Origin of the sequence: Pseudonocardia ailaonensis (assembly GCF_039531635.1) — a bacterium.
Classification (GTDB): domain Bacteria; phylum Actinomycetota; class Actinomycetes; order Mycobacteriales; family Pseudonocardiaceae; genus Pseudonocardia; species Pseudonocardia ailaonensis.
This window is the reverse complement of record NZ_BAAAQK010000003.1, coordinates 105,333-123,917: the sequence shown is the minus strand read 5'-3', so window position 1 is coordinate 123,917 and position 18,585 is coordinate 105,333. Positions and strand designations below refer to the sequence as shown.

Sequence of the window (18,585 nt, the reverse complement as noted above, 5' to 3'; positions counted from 1 at the left end):
ACTCACGGCGACCGTCGTCAGCGTGTATTTCGGGCTCCCGAAAGTGCCGACTCGCGGGATTTACGGGCGGGTGGGGCGGCGGGCGGGGAGGCAGCAGTCGATCGCGCAGGGGGTGCCGTTCTCGGTGCAGCCCCCGGAGGGGAGGGTGCTGAGGCGGCGGGGGGGCGCGCCGGCCGTGTGCTCCTCGATCAGCTCGACCACCATGTCCGCGAACTCCGGCGAGGGGCCCGCGGTGGCGGCGCGGGCGAAGGCCATGCCCAGCTCCGCTGCCTTCTCGGCGGCCTCGTTGTCCAGGTCCCACACGACCTCGACGTGGTCGGACACGAACCCGACAGGGGCGATCACGACCGCGCCGATCCCCTTGGCGTGCAGGGCCTCCACGTGGTCCACCACGTCCGGTTCCAGCCACGGGACCTGGGGCGGGCCGGAGCGGGACTGCCACACGACGTCGTACTCCGCCACCCCCGCCGCGTCGGCCACGAGCCGCGCCGTCTCCGCGATCTGCCGGGAGTAGCGGTGCCCGCCCTCCGCGGGGACGCCGGCCGCGGCGTCCGCGGAGACGGGGATCGAGTGGGCGGTGAAGACGACCCGAGCCCCGGGCGTGAGGACCGCACGGAGGGCGGCGGCGTTGGCGGAGACGAACAGCGGATGGTCGAAGAAGTGCCGCAGCTTGGTCAGCCGCGGCGCGTCCGGCACGGCGGCCCGGGCCCGCGCGATGTCGTCGTCGTACTGCCGGCAGGCCGAGAACCCGCCGTAGGCGCTGGTGGCGAACACCAGCGCGTCCCGGATCCCGTCGCGGGCCATCTCCGTGACCGTGTCCTCGACGAGCGGGTGCCAGTTCCGGTTCCCGAAGTAGACCGGCAGGTCCGTGCGGGCGCGGAGCGCGGAGATCAGCTCCCGGTTGCAGGCGTTGATCGGCGAGACGCCGCCGAAGTGCCGGTAGTGCTCCTCGACGGCGTCGAGCCGCTCGGGTGGGACGCCGCGCCCCCGCACCACGTTCTCCAGGAACGGGCGGACCTCGTCGGGACCTTCCGGGCCACCGAAGGACAGGAGCAGGAGCGCATCGTACACCCGAGTATTAGACCGCGATCGCGTGGAAGCCGCCGTCCGCCCACACCATCGAGCCCGTGGTGGCCGGCAGCCAGTCGGACAGCAAGGCGCACACCGTCTTCGCCACCGGCACCGGGTCCGACGCGTCCCAGCCCAGGGGCGCGCGCGGGTCCCAGTTGTCCTCGAACGCGGCGAAGCCCGGGATGGACTTGGCGGCCATGGTCTTCACCGGGCCGGCGGCGACCAGGTTGACCCGGATCTTGCGCGGGCCCAGGTCCCGAGCCAGGTACCGGGTGACGGACTCCAGGGTCGCCTTGGCGACGCCCATCCAGTCGTACGCGGGCCAGGCCTGCCGGTTGTCGAAGTCCATGCCGACGATCGACGAGCCCTCGCCGAGCAGGGGCAGCAGCGCCGTGGAGAGCGACTTGAACGAGTACGCGCTGACCTGGATGGTCGTGGCGACGTCCTCCCACGGGGCGTTCATGAACGCCCCCTCACCCAGGCACGTCGACGGCGCGAAGCCGATGGAGTGCAGCACGCCGTCGAGCCGGGGCTCGTCGCCGAGATGGGGGGTGACCCGCTCGACGAGCGAGTCGAGCTGCGACTGGTCCGAGACATCGAGCTCCACGACCGGCGCCGGCTTCGGCAGCCGCTGCGCGATCCGCTCCACCAGCCGCATCCGGCCGAAACCGGTGAGCACGACCTCCGCACCCTGCTCCTGCGCGATCTTCGCCGCGTGGAACGCGAGCGACGCGTCCGTGATCACACCGGTGACCAGCAGCTTCTTGCCCTCGAGCAGCCCCATCAGGACCCTTTCGTCAGTTCGGGAAGCGATCTAGTGGCCCATGCCCAGGCCGCCGTCGACCGGGATGACCGCCCCGGTGACGTACCCGGCTGCGTCCGAGCCCAGCCAGGTGACCGCCCCGGCGATCTCCTCGGCCGAGGCGTAGCGGCCCAGCGGGACCTGCGCCGTGATCTCCTTGCGGCGCGCCTCGGGGAGCGCGCGCGTCATGTCGGTGTCGACGAACCCGGGGGCGACGACGTTCGCCGTGATCCCGCGAGAGCCGAGCTCGCGGGCGATCGAGCGGGCGAGCCCGACCAGCCCGCTCTTCGAGGCCGCGTAGTTGACCTGCCCGGCGCTGCCCAGCAGCCCGACCACGGACGAGATGAAGATCATCCGCCCGCCGCGGGCCTTGAGCATCCCGCGGGAGGCCCGCTTCGCGACCCGGTACGCCGCGGTGAGGTTGGCGTCGATCACCGAGGTGAACGAGTCCTCCCCCATCCGCATCAGCAGCCCGTCGTCCGTGATGCCCGCGTTGGACACCAGCACCTCGACGGGGCCGTGCGCGGCCTCGACCTCCGCGAACGCGGCGTCGACGGCGGCGGCGTCCGTGACGTCGCACTTGACCGGCAGCAACCCGTCGGGGATGCCGTCGGCCGAGCTGCGGTACGTCACCGCCACCTGGTCCCCCTGGGCCGCGAATGCCTCCGCGATCGCCAGGCCGATGCCGCGGTTTCCTCCGGTGACCAGCACGCTCCTACCCACGGGCGTAGAACCTAGTGCACCACTCGCCGGTAACCGGCCGCGGCGACGAGACTCACGGCAAGCGGCGCCCGAGGGCCAGGCCGGCCCCCACCCCGAGGACCAGCAACAGCGCCCCTCCGGCCAGCCAGGGCCTGCTCGTGTCGACCTTGCGGGTCTCGTAGCCGATCTGCTCGGAGAGGTCCGCGTAGACGCGTTTGAGCTCGGCCTCGCTGGCGGCGGTGAAGAACTGCCCGCCGGAGAGGTCCGCGATCTGGCGCATCGAGGCGTCGTCCACGGCGACCCGGGTGCGCCCGCCCTCGATGTCGATCGTCCCGTACTCGGTGCCGAACGAGATCGTGGACACCGGCACCTTGGCCTGCGCCGCCTGCCGGGCCGCGGTGAAGGAGCCGCGGGGCTCGTTCTCGCCGTCCGGGCCGGGGACGGTCTGCTTGCCGTCGCTCATCAGCACGATCCGGGCCGGGGGCGGCGGTTCGGTGCCGGTCGTGCCGGTGGCGGCGACGGTCTGCGAGAAGGACTCGATGGACTGCATGGCCGCGAAGATCGCCTCGCCGGTCGCCGTGGACTCGGAGAGCTTCAGCCCGTCGACGGCGCGCTTCACCGACTCCCGGTCCGTCGTCGGCGACACCAGTACCGCGGCGGTCCCGGCGAAGGAGACCAGGCCGAGGTTGATGCCCGGCGTCAGTTGGTCCGCGAACTGCTTCGCGGCGGCCTGGGCGGCGGCGAGCCGGGTGGGCGCGACGTCCGTGGCCTGCATGGACAGCGAGACGTCGATGACGAGGACGACGGTGGCCCGGTTGCGCGGCACCTTCGCCTCGGCCTGCGGGCCGGCCAGCGCGATCGTGAGCACGGCGAGCGCGGTGATCAGCGCCGCCGCGGGGAGGTGCCGGTACCAGCCGGGCCGCTTCGGCGCGACGGTCTCCAGCAGCTCGAGGTTCGTGAACCGCACGACGTCCCGGCGCCGCCGGCGCAGCAGGACCACGTAGCCCGCGACGAGCGCGGCCACCACGACCAGCCCGAGCAGCCACCACGGCGAGGAGAACACCTAGCGCCCCCAGGTCCGCTTGCGGGCCAGGGTGAACCGGACGATGTCGGAGATCCAGTCCGAGTCCGTGCGCAGCCGCAGGTGCCCGGCGCCCGAGCGGCGCAGCGCGTCGGCCACCCGCTCCCGGTGGGCCAGGGCCGCCGCGGCGTACTCGCGGCGCAGCAGCGGCGTGGTCTCGATCTCGCGCTGCCGCCCGGTCTCCGGGTCCGCCAGCACCACGGTCCCGACGTCCGGCAGGTCGAGCTCGCGGGGATCGAGGACCTCGACGGCGAGCAGCTCGTGCCGGGCACCGAGGCCGCGCAGGGACCGTTCCCAGGTCGGCTCGCCGAGGAAGTCCGAGATCACGACGGCGAGGCCCCGGCGGCGCGGCGGGCGGCGCAGCTGCTCGAGGGCGGCCGCCAGGTCCCCGCGCGTGCCCTCCGCGGCCCGCGGCATCTCCGCGACCTGCTTGAGCAGCAGCCGCGAGTGCGCGACGCCGCCCCGGGCCGGGACCCGGACGGTCTCGGCGCCGGTGGACACCACGGCCCCGATCCGGTTGCCGCCCCCGCGGGTCAGGTGCGCGACGGCGGCCAGCGCCGCCACCGCGAGATCCCGCTTCTCGCAGCGGGCGGTGCCGAAGTCGAGGCTCGGCGAGAGGTCCACGACCGCCCACGTCTCCAGCTCGCGGTCCGCGATCGTCTCCCGGACGTGCGGCTCGGTCGTCCGCGCGGTGACGGCCCAGTCCATGCGCCGCACGTCGTCCCCGGCGCGGTACGGGCGCGCCTCCCCCGGCTCGGAGCCCGGACCGGGCAGCAGGCCGAGGTGGTTGCCCTGCAGGAGCCCGTCGAGCCGGCCGCGGACGGACAGCTCGAGGGTGCGCAGGGCGGCGTCGAGCTTCTCCGTCCGCAGCGACGGGGGGCCCGCCGCCGCGGCGGCCGTCACTGAGACGGCCCGGGTGCCGGTGTGTAGGGAGTCGCGGCCGGGGCCGCCTGCGGACGCGCGGTGACCTGCGGCAACGGCACCGTCTGCAGCACCCGGGACACGATGTGGTCCACCGGGACCTGGTCGGCGATGGCGTCGTAGGAGAGCACGAGCCGGTGCCGCAGCACATCCGGCGCCACGTCGAGGACGTCCTGCGGGAGCACGTAGTCCCGCCCGCGGACCAGCGCGAGCGCCCGCGCACCGGCGACGATCCCGAGCGTGGCCCGCGGGGAGGCGCCGTAGGCGACCCAGCCGGCGATGTCGCCGAGGTCGTGCTCGGCCGGCGTCCGGGTGGCCACCACGAGCCGCACCACGTAGTCGACGAGCGCGTGGTGCACGAAGACCTGCGCGGCGACGCCCTGCAGCCGCACCAGCTCGGCCGGCTCCATGACCTGCTCGGCCACCGGCGGCGTGGCGCCCATCCGGTAGACGATCTCGCGCTCCTCCTCGACCCCCGGGTACTCCACGAGGATCTTGAACAGGAAGCGGTCCCGCTGCGCCTCGGGCAGCGGGTAGACGCCCTCGTTCTCGATGGGGTTCTGGGTGGCGAGCACCAGGAACGGGTCCGGCATCGGGAAGGTGCGGCCGCCGATCGACAGGTGCCGCTCGGCCATGACCTCGAGCATCGCCGACTGGACCTTGGCGGGCGCGCGGTTGATCTCGTCCGCCAGCACGAAGTTGGCGACGACCGGGCCGAGCTCGACGTCGAACTCCTCGCGTCCCTGCCGGTAGATCCGGGTGCCGAGGATGTCCGCCGGGACGAGGTCCGGGGTGAACTGCAGGCGCGAGAAGCTCCCGCCGACGACCTTCGCGACGGTCTCGACGGCGAGGGTCTTCGCCACGCCCGGCACACCCTCCAGCAGCAGGTGGCCGCGGGCCAGCAGGCCGACGAGCATCCGCTCGACCAGCCGGTCCTGCCCCACGATGACCCGCTTGATCTCGAAGACGGCCCGCTCGAGGGTCTCCGCGTCGGCCTTCGGGGTGCTGGGGGTGGCGCCCGCTTCGGACTCAGGGTGCACGCTCACGCACCCATTGCACTGCAGGGCCCGTGTGACGACTGTGAGCGGGACCGTCAGATCGCGATCTTGACGTCGACGACCGGGGTGCCGTCCACCGCCTCGAGCGCGTCGACGCCGATCCGCAGCCCGTCCACCGCGACGACCGTGACCTCGTGCAGCCCCAGCGGGTTGGGCCGGTCCGCCGAGCGGGTGGCGAACACCCCGCGCTCCGGTGCCGCGGGATCGTCGCGGGGATGGACCACCCGGACGTCGCGGCGGGCCCGGTCGAGCCAGGTGAGCAGCACGATCCGGTCCCCTACCCGCAGGTCCCGGGCCGCGTCCGCGTACTCCGGGTCGAGCACGACCGTCGCGGGCGGGGCGCCCTCGGTGCCCTGCTTCGGCGCGGCGGCCGGATCGGTCAGCGCCGACTCGACGTGCCCGACCGCGACCAGCTGCACTAGAGGACCCGCGAGACCGTCGGGAGCAGCCCGCCGCTGTAGCGGACCGGCGAGATCCTGACCGACGAGCCGGAGTACGGCGCCTCGATCATCTTGCCGTTCCCGATGTAGAGGGCGATGTGGTAGATGCGGCCGGCCCGGGCCCAGGAGAGCATGTCGCCCGGCTTCATCTGGGCGAGCGGGACCTGGTCGCCGAACGCGTGCTGGTTGCCGCTGTAGCGCGGCAGGTTCACGCCGACCCCCGCGAAGGCGTAGAGCATCAGGCCCGAGCAGTCGAAGCCGACGTTCTTGTAGTCGCCGTAGGAGTCCGCGACGCCGCCGTCGTGGATCCCGACGGTCGGGCCGCGGGAGTTGCCGCCGCCCCACGAGTACCGGACGCCGAGCTGGGCCATCGCGCGGTCGATGACGGTCTGGACGGCACCGGACCCGGTGGAGCGCACCCCCGCCGGCGGGGGCACGGACCGGCCGGCGCGGGAGGCGGCCTCCTCCTGGGCGCGGCGCTGCTCGGCGGCCTCGGCCGCCGCCTGCTGGGCCTGCCAGTCCTGGAAGCGCTGGCGCTGGGCGCGGAGCCCGGCATCGGAGTTCACGGCGGCGTCGAGCTGGGCCTGGACCTGCGCCTGCTTGGCCTGGACGTCCGCGAGCCGGCGGGCCTGCACGGCCGCGGCCTGCTGGGCCCCGGCGAGCGCGGCGTCGGCGGCGGCCTTGGCCGAGACGGCGGCCTGCCGGCGCTTCTCGGCCTCGTCCTGCGCGGCACGGGCGGACGAGTCCGCGTTCGCCTTGTCGACGCGGGCGCGCTGCAGCCCGTCGAGCACGGAGGCCTGCTGTTCGGCGAGGGAGTCCGTGTACTGGGCGCGGTCGATCAGGTCCTGCGGGCCGGTCGCCGTGGTGAGCAGCCCGATCGGGCCGAGGTCGAGGCCCTGGGAGTAGGTGCCGGCCACGAAGTCGTCGAGCCGGGCGCGGGCCGCGTCGATCGCCTTGCCCGCCGCCTCGGTCTGCGCCCGGGCCGCGTTCGCCTTCGCGGTGGCCGCGTCGGCCGCCTGCTGGGCGCCGCTCAGCACGTCCATCGCCTGGAGCGCCGACTCGTGCTGCTCGGCCACCTGAATCTGCAGGTCGTCCGCCTGCCCTTGCAGGTCCGACAGCGACTTCGTCAGCGCCGCCACGTTCGCCGCCTGGCTGTTCACCTGGTTGCGACTGTTCTGCAGGTCCTGGTTGCTCGGGTTCGGCGGCGGCGTGGGATCCGGCGCCGCACCGGCGACACCGGAACCGACGGCGGTCCCCAGGAGCGCGACCAGCACGATCAGCACGATCCCGCGCATGATCCGCACCGCCGCCCACCCTCCCGAAGATCGTCCCGAGCGCGCGGACCTTCTCACCCCGGCGGCTCCCGGCCGCGGCGCCACGCCCGTGACGCGCACGAACTTCCTCCTCTCGGAGGACCCGGCCGCTGCGGCGCCGTCTGGTTCACTACTCCGGACGGAGTAGTCGATGTCGGTACTTCCACCCTGTTTCGGACGGTGCGCGAGGATCGATAGTCCGGGGGGAACGCGCCGATCGCGGCGCACGCAGAGGGGACGAGACAGTGAGCGAAGGCGGATACGGCCGGCAACCCGGCGACCAGCAGTGGCCGCAGGGGGGCCAGCAGGGCTGGTCGCCCGAGCAGGCCGGACAGCAGGCGGGCCAGCAGTACGGGCAGCCGGACCAGCAGCAGTACGGCCAGCCCCAGCCCGGCCAGCCCCAGTACGGGCAGCAGTACGGGCAGCAGCAGTACGGCCAGCAGCCCGGGTACGACCCGTCCCAGTACCCCCAGCAGGGCCAGTACCCCCCGCAGGGCCAGTACCCCCCGCAGGGCCAGTACGGCCCCGGCGGCACCGCGCAGTACCCCGCCCCGGGACAGGAGCAGTACGGGCAGCAGCAGTACGGCCAGCAGCAGTACGGTCAGCAGCCCACCGGCCAGCAGTACGGCGGCGGCCCGCCCTCCTGGGGCCCGCCTCCCGGCGCCGAGGGCGGTGAGCCGCCGAAGCGCAAGCGCTGGCCACTGATCACCGCGATCGTCGCCGTGCTCGTCCTGCTCGCGGGCGGCGGCACCGCCTGGGCGCTGCTCGGCGGCAGCAGCAAGGGTGCGGACACCGGACCCCTCGCCGTCACCACCCTGGCGCAGAACCTGCAGGACAAGGACTACGCCAAGGCCTACGGGAAGCTCGCGCCCAACGAGGCGGCCCTGCTGACCGACCTGGGCACCGTCGTCACCAAGGAGCTGCAGCGGCTCAACGTGCTCAAGCCGGGCGTCGCGGCCGACGCCAGCCTGAACACCGCGACCTTCACCGGCCTCAAGTTCGACGACGCGGCGGCCGAGAACATCAACCCGAACCTCACGATCACGAAGCTGGTGGCCGGCACGATCACCACCAACTCGGACCCGAACACGTTGCCGTTCACGGACTCCTTCAAGCAGAAGGTGTACCCGAACGGCGCCCCGCCGGCGGGCCTCCGGCAGACGGTCGACATCGCGCAGGTCGTCAAGGAGCAGGGCGGCCCGATCCGGATCGCGACCACCAAGGTCGACGGCCAGTGGTACGTCAGCGCCTTCTACACCGCCGCGGACTACGCGCTCAAGGAGTCCGGCCAGGCCTGGCCGGCCACCCCGGTCGCCGCCCGCGGCGCCGCCAGCGGCGAGGAGGCGGTGAAGCAGGTCGTGCAGGCCGCCATGGACTCCGACGCCCGCCGGCTCATCGAGCTGACCGACCCGCAGGAGATGGCCGCGCTGCACGACGCCGGCGAGGCGATCGTCAAGGCCGCCGGGAGCTCGTCGCCCTCGGGCGCGAAGCTCGTCGACCTCAAGACGACGCCGACGGACGTCCGGGGGCACACCGGCCTGTCGCTGGCCAGCCTCACCGTCTCCGACAGCGGCCAGCAGGTCACCCTGACCCGTACCGGGGACTGCCTGACGATCTCCGGTGTCGAGGGTGCGCCGCCGCGGCTGTGCGCCCAGGATCTCGGCGGGCTCGTCGAGTCGCAGGTCGGCCTGGGCTCGGCGTCGAGTGCCGTGCAGCAGATGCTGCCCCGGCTCGCGAAGGCGATGCTCGACGTCAAGGTCGTGACCACCAAGGTCGACGGCCAGTGGTACGTCTCCCCCGGTCAGACGGTCGTCTCGCTCTACGGCGACCTGCTGGCCGCGCTGCAGCCGGGTGACCTGGACGCGCTGCTCTCCGGGCGCTGATCCCCGCTCGACTCCCCGCCCGACGACGGCCGGCACCTCCCACGAGGGTGCCGGCCGTTCTCGTGGCCACGTGACCTGCGCCCCCCTCGCTCGACCCGTATATAGGACAGGCGTACTGTTTGGGGCGGAACCGAGGGGTCACGCCGCCGTGACAGGCGAGGTGCGCGAGACTCCCCGCGAGGTACCCGGAACACACGCGCCCACAGCGACCACCACGCGCCGCAGGAGGAGAGCCGAACAGTGGCAACCACGGACAGCTTCGGAGCCAAGGGGACCCTCGAGGTCGGTGACAACAGCTACGAGATCTTCCGGCTCTCCGCCGTCGAGGGCTCGCAGTCGCTGCCCTACAGCCTCAAGGTGCTGCTCGAGAACCTGCTGCGCACGGAGGACGGCGCGAACGTCACCGCCGACCACGTCCGCGCCCTGGCGGACTGGGACCCGAGCGCCGAGCCGGACACCGAGATCCAGTTCACCCCCGCCCGGGTGATCATGCAGGACTTCACCGGTGTGCCCTGCGTCGTCGACCTGGCCACCATGCGCGAGGCCGTCACCGAGATGGGCGGCGATCCGGACAAGGTCAACCCGCTCGCCCCGGCCGAGCTGGTCATCGACCACTCGGTGATGATCGACTTCTTCGGCACCTCGGACGCGTTCGAGAAGAACATCGAGTTCGAGTACGGCCGCAACCAGGAGCGCTACCAGTTCCTGCGCTGGGGCCAGGGCGCGTTCGACGAGTTCAAGGTCGTCCCGCCGGGCACCGGCATCGTGCACCAGGTCAACATCGAGCACCTCGCGCGCACGGTCATGGCCCGCAAGGGGCAGGCCTACCCGGACACCCTGGTCGGCACCGACTCCCACACCACGATGGTCAACGGTCTGGGTGTGCTGGGCTGGGGCGTCGGCGGCATCGAGGCCGAGGCCGCGATGCTCGGCCAGCCCGTGTCGATGCTGATCCCGAAGGTGCTGGGCTTCAAGCTCACCGGCGAGATCCCCGCGGGCGTCACCGCCACGGACGTGGTGCTCACGATCACCGAGATGCTGCGCAAGCAGGGCGTCGTCGGCAAGTTCGTGGAGTTCTACGGCGCCGGCGTCTCCGCCGTCCCGCTGGCCAACCGCGCCACCATCGGCAACATGAGCCCGGAGTTCGGCTCCACCGCCGCGATCTTCCCGATCGACGACGAGACCGTCCGCTACCTCAAGCTCACCGGCCGCTCCGCCGAGCAGATCGCGCTCGTCGAGGCGTACGCCAAGGAGCAGGGGCTGTGGCTGGACCCGGCCGCCGAGCCGAAGTTCTCCGAGAAGCTCGAGCTGGACCTGTCGACGGTCGTCCCGTCGATCTCCGGCCCGAAGCGCCCGCAGGACCGCATCGAGCTGTCCTCGGCCAAGGCCGCGTTCCGCAAGGCCGTCACCGCCTACACCGACGACGCCGTCGCCGAGCAGCTCCAGGGCGTCGACGAGTCCTCGGACGAGTCGTTCCCGGCCAGCGACGCCCCCGCCACCTCGACGACCGGTCACGAGGCCGCGCCGGTCGTGTTCTCCGCGGCCGAGGGCTGCGCGGGTCGGCCGTCGAAGCCGACGAAGGTCACCGGCTCGCGCGGCGAGTTCGTGCTCGACCACGGCGCCGTGGTGATCGCCTCGATCACCTCCTGCACCAACACGTCCAACCCGAGCGTCATGCTCGGCGCGGCGCTGCTGGCCAAGAGCGCCGTCGAGAAGGGCCTCACGGTCAAGCCGTGGGTCAAGACGTCGATGGCGCCGGGCAGCCAGGTCGTCACGGACTACTACGAGAAGGCCGGTCTCTGGCCCTACCTCGACAAGCTGGGCTACAACCTCGTCGGCTACGGCTGCACCACCTGCATCGGCAACTCGGGCCCGCTGCCCGAGGAGGTCTCCGCCGCGGTCAACGAGGCCGACCTCTCCGTGGTCTCGGTGCTCTCGGGCAACCGGAACTTCGAGGGCCGGATCAACCCGGACGTCAAGATGAACTACCTGGCGTCGCCGCCGCTGGTCGTCGCGTACGCGCTGGCCGGCACGATGGACTTCGACTTCGAGACGCAGCCCCTGGGCACGGACACCGACGGGAACCCCGTGTTCCTGAAGGACATCTGGCCCGCCACCGAGGACATCAACGCGGTGATGGACAGCGCCATCGACGAGGACATGTTCGCCAAGTCCTACTCGGACGTCTTCCGCGGCGACGACCGCTGGCGCGCGCTGCCCACCCCGGAGGGCAACACCTTCGAGTGGGACCAGAAGTCCACCTACGTGCGCAAGCCCCCGTACTTCGAGGGCATGGCCTCCGAGCCGGCCCCGGTCGAGGACATCGCCGGCGCCCGCGTGCTCGCGCTGCTGGGCGACTCGGTCACCACGGACCACATCTCCCCCGCCGGTGCGATCAAGCCGGGCACCCCGGCCGCGCAGTACCTCGACGAGAACGGCGTGGACAAGAAGGACTTCAACTCCTTCGGCTCGCGCCGCGGCAACCACGAGGTGATGATCCGCGGCACGTTCGCGAACATCCGGCTGCGCAACCAGCTGCTTGACGCGATCGTCGAGGGCGGGGTGTCGGGCGGCTACACCCGGGACTTCACCGTCGACGGTGCCCCGCAGGCGTTCATCTACGACGCCGCGCAGAACTACGCGGCCGCGGGCACCCCGCTGGTCGTGCTGGGCGGCAAGGAGTACGGCTCCGGCTCGTCGCGCGACTGGGCGGCCAAGGGCACCGCGCTCCTGGGCGTCAAGGCCGTGATCGTGGAGTCCTTCGAGCGCATCCACCGCTCGAACCTGATCGGCATGGGCGTCATCCCCCTGCAGTTCCCGCAGGGCGAGTCGGCTGCGTCGCTGGGCCTCGACGGCACGGAGACCTTCGACATCGCGGGCATCACCGCGCTGAACGAGGGTTCCACCCCCCGCACGGTGCACGTCACCGCGACCAAGGAGTCCGGCGAGAAGGTCGAGTTCGACGCGGTCGTCCGCATCGACACCCCCGGCGAGGCGGACTACTACCGCAACGGCGGCATCCTGCAGTACGTCCTGCGCGGCATGCTCGCCGGCTGACCGCGGTGAGTGGTGCTGCCCCTCGACGCGGTAGCACCACTCACCACCCGGGTGACCTGCGGAGACGGGCCCCGCACCTCCGGTGAGGTGCGGGGCCCGCTTCGTCATCGGGTGATGCCGGTGCCCCTGAGAGCCCGGGCACACCTCGAGCCTGTCGCAGGTCGGGCAGTCGTACAGCAGGAGACGCGGCCGATCAGGACGCGAGCCAGTCGAGGGTGACCGCGGCGGTCCAGGACTGCATGGCGGAGCCGAGGGCCTCGCCGGTCATGGGGTCGAAGTACTCGGCGAAGCCGACCTCGTGGAGGGACTCCAGGGACTCCGCGCGCAGGGCCGCGGCGCGGGCGGTGTCGCCGCCGTCCCGCAGGCCGCGCCAGAACAGCCAGTTGACGATCGGCCAGACGGGACCGCGCCAGTAGTTGCGGGGATCGAAGCACCGCTCGCGGGGGCTCGTGCTGGGGATCATCGCCCAGCGCAGGCCGGGGTGGCCGGCGAAGTCCGCGGAGTCCAGGATCGCGCGGCTGCGGGCGCGCAGCGGGGCCGCGGCGCCGGCATCGAGCAGCTGCGAGAGACCGGCGAAGGTCGCGACCTCGATCGGGGCGCCGGTGGCCATGTCGACGTCGTACGCCAGCCCGGTCCGCTCGTCGACGGTCGACGCGATGCCGGCGCGACCGCGCTCCAGCCAGCCCCGGATCGTGCGGCGCTCGGCCTCGGTGGCCCCGACGACCTCCGCCAGTCCCAGCAGCGCCCGGTTCGCCATGATCAGCACGGACGTCAGGAACACGTCCTTGACCAGGAACGGGTAGTGGGCGTGCAGCTCCGCGTCGTCGTAGCGGTGGTGCTTGAGCAGCTCGAGCAGCCAGAGGAAGCGGTCGTAGGTGTCGTTCGTGGGACGCTGGCCGGCGTCGGCGACGTGGGAGAGATCACGCCGCACGTAGGGCGGGACCTCGCCGATCTCGAGCCGCGCCAGCACGCCGTCCCATCGCGGGGAGTTGTCGATGCCCTCCCACGGGTGGTACGTCGTGACCAGGCCGGACCCGGACGGGTCGCGGGTCTCGGCCAGGTAGCGGTGCCAGGCCATCAGCTTCGGGAACAGTGCGCGGATCTCGGCGCGGACGTCGGCCTCCGCCCCGGTCCCCTCGGCGACCTCCCAGATGCGCGCGACCGCGATCGCGTGCACCGGGGGCTGGCAGATCCCGCTGGTCTCGGCGACGCCGACCGGGGCCGCGGGCGAGACCTCGACCGCCCAGCGGGCCGGGTCCGGGAAGTACGACTCCGCGCCGGCGAGCGGGTTGAAGACGATCTGGGGGACCATCCCGTTGGCCCACTGCGCCTCGAACAGCCGCTGCTGCTCGGTCATCGCCCGGCGCACGTCCACCTGGGCCCAGCCGATCGCGACGAACGCGCTGTCCCAGCTCCACTGGTGCGGGTAGAGCAGGGGCGCGGCCTTGGTCCAGCCGCCCATGTCGTTGGTGCGCAGGACTCCCGCGGCCTGGCCGGCGAGCGAGCCGCCGGTCAGGAGGGACACGTGGCCGAGGTCGGTGTCGGTGCTCACGGAGGCTGCGCATCCTTCCGGCGTCGACCGACGCCCGATCTGTCCCGGCGGTACTTAACTCAACGGTAACCGGGCATCGGATGGATCACAACACCCCGCACTCCCTCATCGGAATCGATCCGGCCAGGCGTTACCGCCCGGCGCTCAGACGGCGGTGGCGAGGCTGAGGGCGAAACGGCGGTCGTCGTCGGCCCACCAGCGGACCAGGTCGAAGCCCGCCTCACCGAGCATGGCGCGGACGCCCGCGGGCCGGAACTTCGCCGAGATCTCGGTACGCATCTCCTCGCCCTCGGCGAAGTCCACCTCCAGGTCGAGCTCCGCGACGCGCACCCGGGTCGCCCGGCCCGCGCGCAGCCGCATCTCGATCCACTCGTTCTCGGCGTCCCACAGCGCGACATGGGCGAACGAGTCGGGCTCGAAGTCCGCGCCGAGCTCCCGGTTCAGGACGTGGAGCACGTTGCGGTTGAACTCCGCGGTGACCCCCGCGGCGTCGTCGTAGGCCGCGACGAGCGGCTCCTCGTCGATCACCAGGCCGGTGCCGAGCAGCAGCTGCTCGCCGGGCTCCAGAACGGAGCGGACGTGCGCGAGGAATGCCGCGCGCTCGGCGGGCCGCAGGTTCCCGATCGTGCCGCCCAGGAAGGCGAGCAGCCGCCGGCCGCCACGGGGCAGGAAGCCGAGGTCCCTCGTGAAGTCCCCGACCACCCCGTGCAGCTCCAGATCGGGGTACTCCGCGCCCAGGGCGTCGAGCGCGCCGCGCAGCGCCGCCGCGCTGACGTCCTGCGGGACGTAGCGGCGCAGCGTGCCGGCGCGGAGGAACGCGTCGAGCAGCAGCCGGGTCTTGGCCGACGAGCCGGAGCCGAGCTCGACGATCGTGTCGGCCCCCGAGGCTTCGGCGATCCGGTCGACGGACCCCTCCAGCAGGGCCCGCTCGGTGCGGGTCGGGAAGTACTCGGGCAGCGCGGTGATCTGCTCGAACAGCTCGCTGCCGCGGGCGTCGTAGAAGTACTTGGGCGGCAACGCCTTCGGGGTCGCGGTGAGGCCGGCGCGGGCGTCGGACCGCAGGGCGGCGGCGAGGTCGTCGGGGGTGAGGTGGACGTCCAGCTCGGCCACACGGGGGTGGGCGTTCATCGGTGCGCTCCTCGCGGTTCGGGCAGGTCCTGCCCGGGGTCGTGCGGGCGGGTCGCCGGATCGGCGGCCCGCGGGTCGGTGGGACGGGGGTCGGTGCGACGCGGGTCGGTTTGACGCGGATCGGTGGGATTCGGGTCGGGCCCTGGGACGGATGCCGCGGGGGCGCCGACGGCGGACGGCCCCGCGGCCGCGACGGGGGTGATCGCGCTGTACGACACGCGGTCCGGTGCGGCGATCACCAGGTGCCCCTCGGGAACCGGCTGCCAGCCGGGCCCCTCGTCCGTCGGCTCGGAGGCGACGATCGCCTCGCCGTCGGCGACGCGGACCGAGAGCGCGTGGTCCCACGCGGTGCCCCAGATCGTCGAACCGTCCGTGAGCAGCAGGTTCAGCCGCGAGCCCGGGGCGGCCACGGCGACCTCGGCGACGGTCTCCGCGAGGACGGCACCGGGCTCCTCCCCCGCCCGCAACCGGTGCCGGACCAGGGCCCAGAGCACCGCGGAGTCGGTGGGGGCGTCGAGGGTCAGCAGATCCGTGACGGGCAGCCGGGCGGCGAGGCCCGCGACCGAGCCGGGCCAGCCGCGCACGACCCCGTTGTGGCTGAACAGCCAGCGCCCCTCCGCGAACGGCGCGGCGGCGGTGCCGACGACCGGCATGCCCGTGGTGGCCGACCGGACCGCGGCGAGCACCGCGCCGGTGCGCACCGACGCGGCGAGGGCGGCGAAGGAGGCGTCCGACCAGATCGGCTGGGCGGAGCGGTACCGGGTGGGGCCGGCCGGGCCGGACACCGCACCGGGCACGGGGTCGGATGCGGGGCCGGACACGGGGTCCGGGTACCACCCCGCCCCGAACCCGTCCGCGTTCACCGTCCCGCCCCCGCGCATGTCCGCGGGGGCGTAGGACTGGTGCAGCAGCGAGTGCGCAGGCTCCAGGAGCACCGCGGCGAGCGACGCCGGCGGCCCGATCCGGGCCAGGTGACGGCACACCCGACTACCCCACCGCCTCGCCCGGGCCGACGTCCCGCGCACAGCGGAAGCCCGAGAAGATCTGCCGGCGGATCGGGTGGTCCCAGTTCCGGAAGGTCGCGCGGACCGCCGACGGGTCCGAGCCGAAGGAGCCGCCCCGCAGGACCTTGTAGTCCCCGCCGAAGAACACCTCGGAGTACTCCTTGTACGGGAAGGCCTCGAAGCCCGGGTACGGGTGCCAGCCCGAGTCACACCACTCCCAGACGTCCCCCATCAGCTGCGCCACCCCCAGCGGCGAGGCGCCCTCGGGGTAGGCGCCGACCGGGGCCGGGCGCAGGTGCCGCTGGCCGAGGTTGGCGTGACGCTCGGTGGGTTCGGAGTCCCCCCAGGGGAAGCGGCGGCTGCGGCCCGTCCCCGGGTCCCAGCGGGCCGCCTTCTCCCATTCGGCCTCGGTGGGCAGGCGCTTACCGGCCCAGCGGGCGTAGGCGGCAGCCTCGTGGAAGCAGACGTGCATCACCGGCTCGTCCGCCGGCACCGGCTCCTCGACGCCGAAGCGCCGCCGCCACCACACGTCCCCCGCCTTCTCCCAGAACTGCGGCGCGACCAGGCCCTCGGCCGTGCGGTGCGCCCAGCCCTCCTCGCTCCACCAGCGCGGATCGCGGTACCCGCCGTCCTCGACGAACGCGCTGTACTCACCGTTGGTGACCGGGTGCGCGTCGATCCAGTAGGCGGGCAGGGCGACGGCGTGCGCGGGCCGCTCGTTGTCCAGGGCCCAGGGCTCGGCGGAGGTGCCCTGCACGAACTCCCCCGCCGGGACGAGGACCTCCCGAGGACCCGTCCAGCTCGCGGCGGACGGCTCGGGCGCGTGCAGCACCGGGCTCCCGGTGCGGAGCTGGTGGGTGGCGAGCATCGTCTCGTCGTGCTGCTGCTCGTGCTGCACGATCATGCCGAAGGCGAAGCCCTCCTCCTCGAGGCGGCGTCCGCGCAGCGGGCTGCGCTCCAGCACGTCGAGCGCCTTGTCCCGCACCTCGGCGACATAGGTCCGCGCCTCCGCCGGGGTGAGCAGCGGCAGCGAGACGCGGCTGGAGCGGGAGTGCCGGAACGCGTCGTACAGCCCGTCGATCTCGGGGCGCAGCGGCGCGCGGCCGCCGACGTCCCGGACCAGCCAGAGCTCCTCCTGGCTGCCGATGTGCGCGAGGTCCCAGACCAGGGGGGACATCAGCGGCGAGTGCTGCGCGACGAGGTCGCCCTCGTCCACGGCGTCCGTGAGGGCGGTGCTGCGGGCGCGGGACCGCTCCAGCAGGGCCGCCACCCGGCCCCGCAGCTGCTCCGGTTCCGGACTCATGGCAGGGCTCCCTCGGTCGTCGGGATGGGGGCGGCGGGGACGCCGGGCTCGCCCGGCAACGGGTCGTCCGCGGGGCAGCGGCCGGCGGCGACCCGCCCCTCGGTGATCTCGGCCAGCCTCGCGACGAGTGCGGGCGGTGCGCCCGGCAGACCGGCGAGCTCGGCGCTGGCCAGCGGGAACAGCTCGCGCGCGGCGCGGGCGAGCACCGGGTCCGCGAGGGCGTGCCGGGCGGCGGAGGTCCAGCGGTCCCGGGTGGGCTCGCAGATCTCCCGCGCCCGGTCGAGCGCCGACGGGCTCGCCGAGAGGGCCGCGAGCACCGCGACCGGCAGCTGCCAGTCCGCGCCCTGCTGCCCGTCGACGTACCGGACCTCCAGGAACCCGCGCGGCCGGACCGGCGGGAACAGGGTGGAGACGTGGTACTCGAGATCGTCGACGGTCGGGGGCGGGCCGGGCAGTCCGCCCTCCGCCCAGTCCGCGAAGGTGACGTGCTCCGGCGTGCGCCACTCCCCCTCGCCGCGGATGCACAGCAGCGGCGTGCCGACGACGCGCTCCGCCCAGGCCTGCGCGGGATCGCCCGCGAGCGAGGTGGGCGGCGCGGTGCGCACGGGATCCAGCGCCAGCCAGGTGGCGAGGCGGGTGGACTTCCAGCCGGTGGCCCGGCCGTGCATCACCGGCGAGTTCGCGAAGGCCGCGACCAGCACCGGCCCCAGCTCGTGCAGCCCGGCCCACCGGTCCGCGATCCCGGCGCGTTCGCCCGCGTCGAGCGCCACCTGGACGGCGGACGTGGAGCACATCCCGCTGCGCCCGTGGGGCCCCACCCGGTCGAGACATCGCTCCATCGCGCTGTAGCGCGGGAGCCGCAGCACCCGGTGAGCGGGCCGGACCGGGTCCGCCGCGCGCGGCTCGGGGAAGAGGCCGGCGGCGGCGAGCCGCGAGTGCAGCACGGCCGTGTCGGACTCGACGGCGGCGACCAGCTCGCCGAGGTCGGCGATCGGGGGGCTGGCGAGCTCCACCTGCCCGCCGGGCTCGACGGTGACGAGGGACCCGGAGGGCAGCGGCAGGGCCGGGGACGAGGGATCGAGGCCGGTGGGGGCGTGCGGCCCGAGGGCCCGCACCAGCGCGGGGAGATCGGCGGCGGGGCCGCCCGGACGGTCCGGCGCGGACCGCAGGAGCCATTCCAGCTCCACACCGACGTACCGCGGTGGCCCGTGCTTGAAGCAGACGGACGCGATGTACGCCTCCGCCGCCTCGCGACTGCGCAGCTCGGTGC

General features: G+C 73.5%; 14 protein-coding genes and 1 pseudogene. 2 read left to right on the top strand and 13 right to left on the bottom strand.

Going from position 1 to position 18,585, the window contains the following annotated elements:
• Positions 1-60 precede the first annotated feature (60 nt).
• Genes ABD324_RS03395 through ABD324_RS03360 form a run of 8 tightly spaced genes read right to left on the bottom strand, consistent with a single transcriptional unit; the run spans position 61 to position 7,370 of the window.
• Positions 61-1,071, bottom strand: a complete 1,011-nt coding sequence (locus tag ABD324_RS03395; RefSeq protein ID WP_344412218.1) for a ferrochelatase — start codon at positions 1,069-1,071, stop codon at positions 61-63.
• Between the two features lie 7 nt (positions 1,072-1,078).
• Positions 1,079-1,855: an enoyl-ACP reductase FabI gene (fabI, locus tag ABD324_RS03390; protein WP_425565721.1), complete on the bottom strand. Its 777-nt coding sequence runs from the start codon at positions 1,853-1,855 to the stop codon at positions 1,079-1,081.
• A gap of 30 nt (positions 1,856-1,885) precedes the next feature.
• Positions 1,886-2,596 carry a 3-oxoacyl-ACP reductase FabG gene (gene fabG, locus ABD324_RS03385; protein ID WP_344412216.1) on the bottom strand — a complete coding sequence of 237 codons (711 nt, stop codon included), beginning with the start codon at positions 2,594-2,596 and terminating at the stop codon, positions 1,886-1,888.
• A 52-nt stretch (positions 2,597-2,648) separates the two neighbouring features.
• Positions 2,649-3,638: a VWA domain-containing protein gene (locus tag ABD324_RS03380; protein ID WP_344412214.1), complete on the bottom strand. Its 990-nt coding sequence runs from the start codon at positions 3,636-3,638 to the stop codon at positions 2,649-2,651.
• Positions 3,639-4,559, bottom strand: coding sequence for a DUF58 domain-containing protein (locus ABD324_RS03375; RefSeq protein WP_344412212.1), 921 nt, complete (start codon positions 4,557-4,559; stop codon positions 3,639-3,641).
• Entirely contained in the window at positions 4,556-5,623 is a 1,068-nt protein-coding gene (locus tag ABD324_RS03370) for an AAA family ATPase (RefSeq protein WP_344412210.1), read from the bottom strand. The genes ABD324_RS03375 and ABD324_RS03370 overlap by 4 nt, the downstream gene beginning before the upstream one ends.
• A gap of 47 nt (positions 5,624-5,670) precedes the next feature.
• A complete protein-coding gene (tsaA, locus tag ABD324_RS03365) occupies positions 5,671-6,054 on the bottom strand; it encodes a tRNA (N6-threonylcarbamoyladenosine(37)-N6)-methyltransferase TrmO (protein ID WP_344412208.1) in 384 nt (127 codons plus the stop codon).
• Positions 6,054-7,370 carry an NlpC/P60 family protein gene (locus tag ABD324_RS03360; RefSeq protein ID WP_344412205.1) on the bottom strand — a complete coding sequence of 439 codons (1,317 nt, stop codon included), beginning with the start codon at positions 7,368-7,370 and terminating at the stop codon, positions 6,054-6,056. The genes tsaA and ABD324_RS03360 overlap by 1 nt, the downstream gene beginning before the upstream one ends.
• 263 nt (positions 7,371-7,633) lie before the next feature.
• Here ABD324_RS03360 and ABD324_RS03355 point away from each other — a divergent pair, with 263 nt between their 5' ends.
• Together ABD324_RS03355 and acnA are read left to right on the top strand one after the other, a co-directional pair.
• Positions 7,634-9,271 carry a flagellar basal body-associated FliL family protein gene (locus tag ABD324_RS03355; protein WP_344412203.1) on the top strand — a complete coding sequence of 546 codons (1,638 nt, stop codon included), beginning with the start codon at positions 7,634-7,636 and terminating at the stop codon, positions 9,269-9,271.
• Positions 9,272-9,511: 240 nt separating this feature from the next.
• Complete coding sequence (gene acnA / locus ABD324_RS03350) at positions 9,512-12,328, top strand: aconitate hydratase AcnA (protein ID WP_344412201.1); 2,817 nt, start codon at positions 9,512-9,514, stop codon at positions 12,326-12,328.
• Between the two features lie 193 nt (positions 12,329-12,521).
• Here the strand turns inward: acnA and ggh are convergent, their stop codons facing one another.
• The 5 genes and pseudogenes from ggh to egtA form a co-directional block, all read right to left on the bottom strand.
• Positions 12,522-13,880 carry a glucosylglycerate hydrolase gene (gene ggh, locus ABD324_RS03345; protein WP_344412199.1) on the bottom strand — a complete coding sequence of 453 codons (1,359 nt, stop codon included), beginning with the start codon at positions 13,878-13,880 and terminating at the stop codon, positions 12,522-12,524.
• Between the two features lie 144 nt (positions 13,881-14,024).
• Positions 14,025-15,008 carry an L-histidine N(alpha)-methyltransferase gene (gene egtD / locus ABD324_RS03340; RefSeq protein WP_344412197.1) on the bottom strand — a complete coding sequence of 328 codons (984 nt, stop codon included), beginning with the start codon at positions 15,006-15,008 and terminating at the stop codon, positions 14,025-14,027.
• Positions 15,009-15,205: 197 nt separating this feature from the next.
• Positions 15,206-15,991: pseudogene (gene egtC, locus ABD324_RS03335) on the bottom strand (ergothioneine biosynthesis protein EgtC); the annotation flags it as partial.
• Positions 15,992-15,995: 4 nt separating this feature from the next.
• Positions 15,996-17,315, bottom strand: a complete 1,320-nt coding sequence (gene egtB / locus ABD324_RS03330; RefSeq protein ID WP_344412195.1) for an ergothioneine biosynthesis protein EgtB — start codon at positions 17,313-17,315, stop codon at positions 15,996-15,998.
• The gene (gene egtA, locus ABD324_RS03325) at positions 17,312-18,577 is read right to left on the bottom strand and encodes an ergothioneine biosynthesis glutamate--cysteine ligase EgtA (protein WP_344413377.1); all 1,266 of its coding nucleotides are present in this window, start codon (positions 18,575-18,577) and stop codon (positions 17,312-17,314) included. The genes egtB and egtA overlap by 4 nt, the downstream gene beginning before the upstream one ends.
• Between the last annotated feature and the right edge of the window lie 8 nt (positions 18,578-18,585).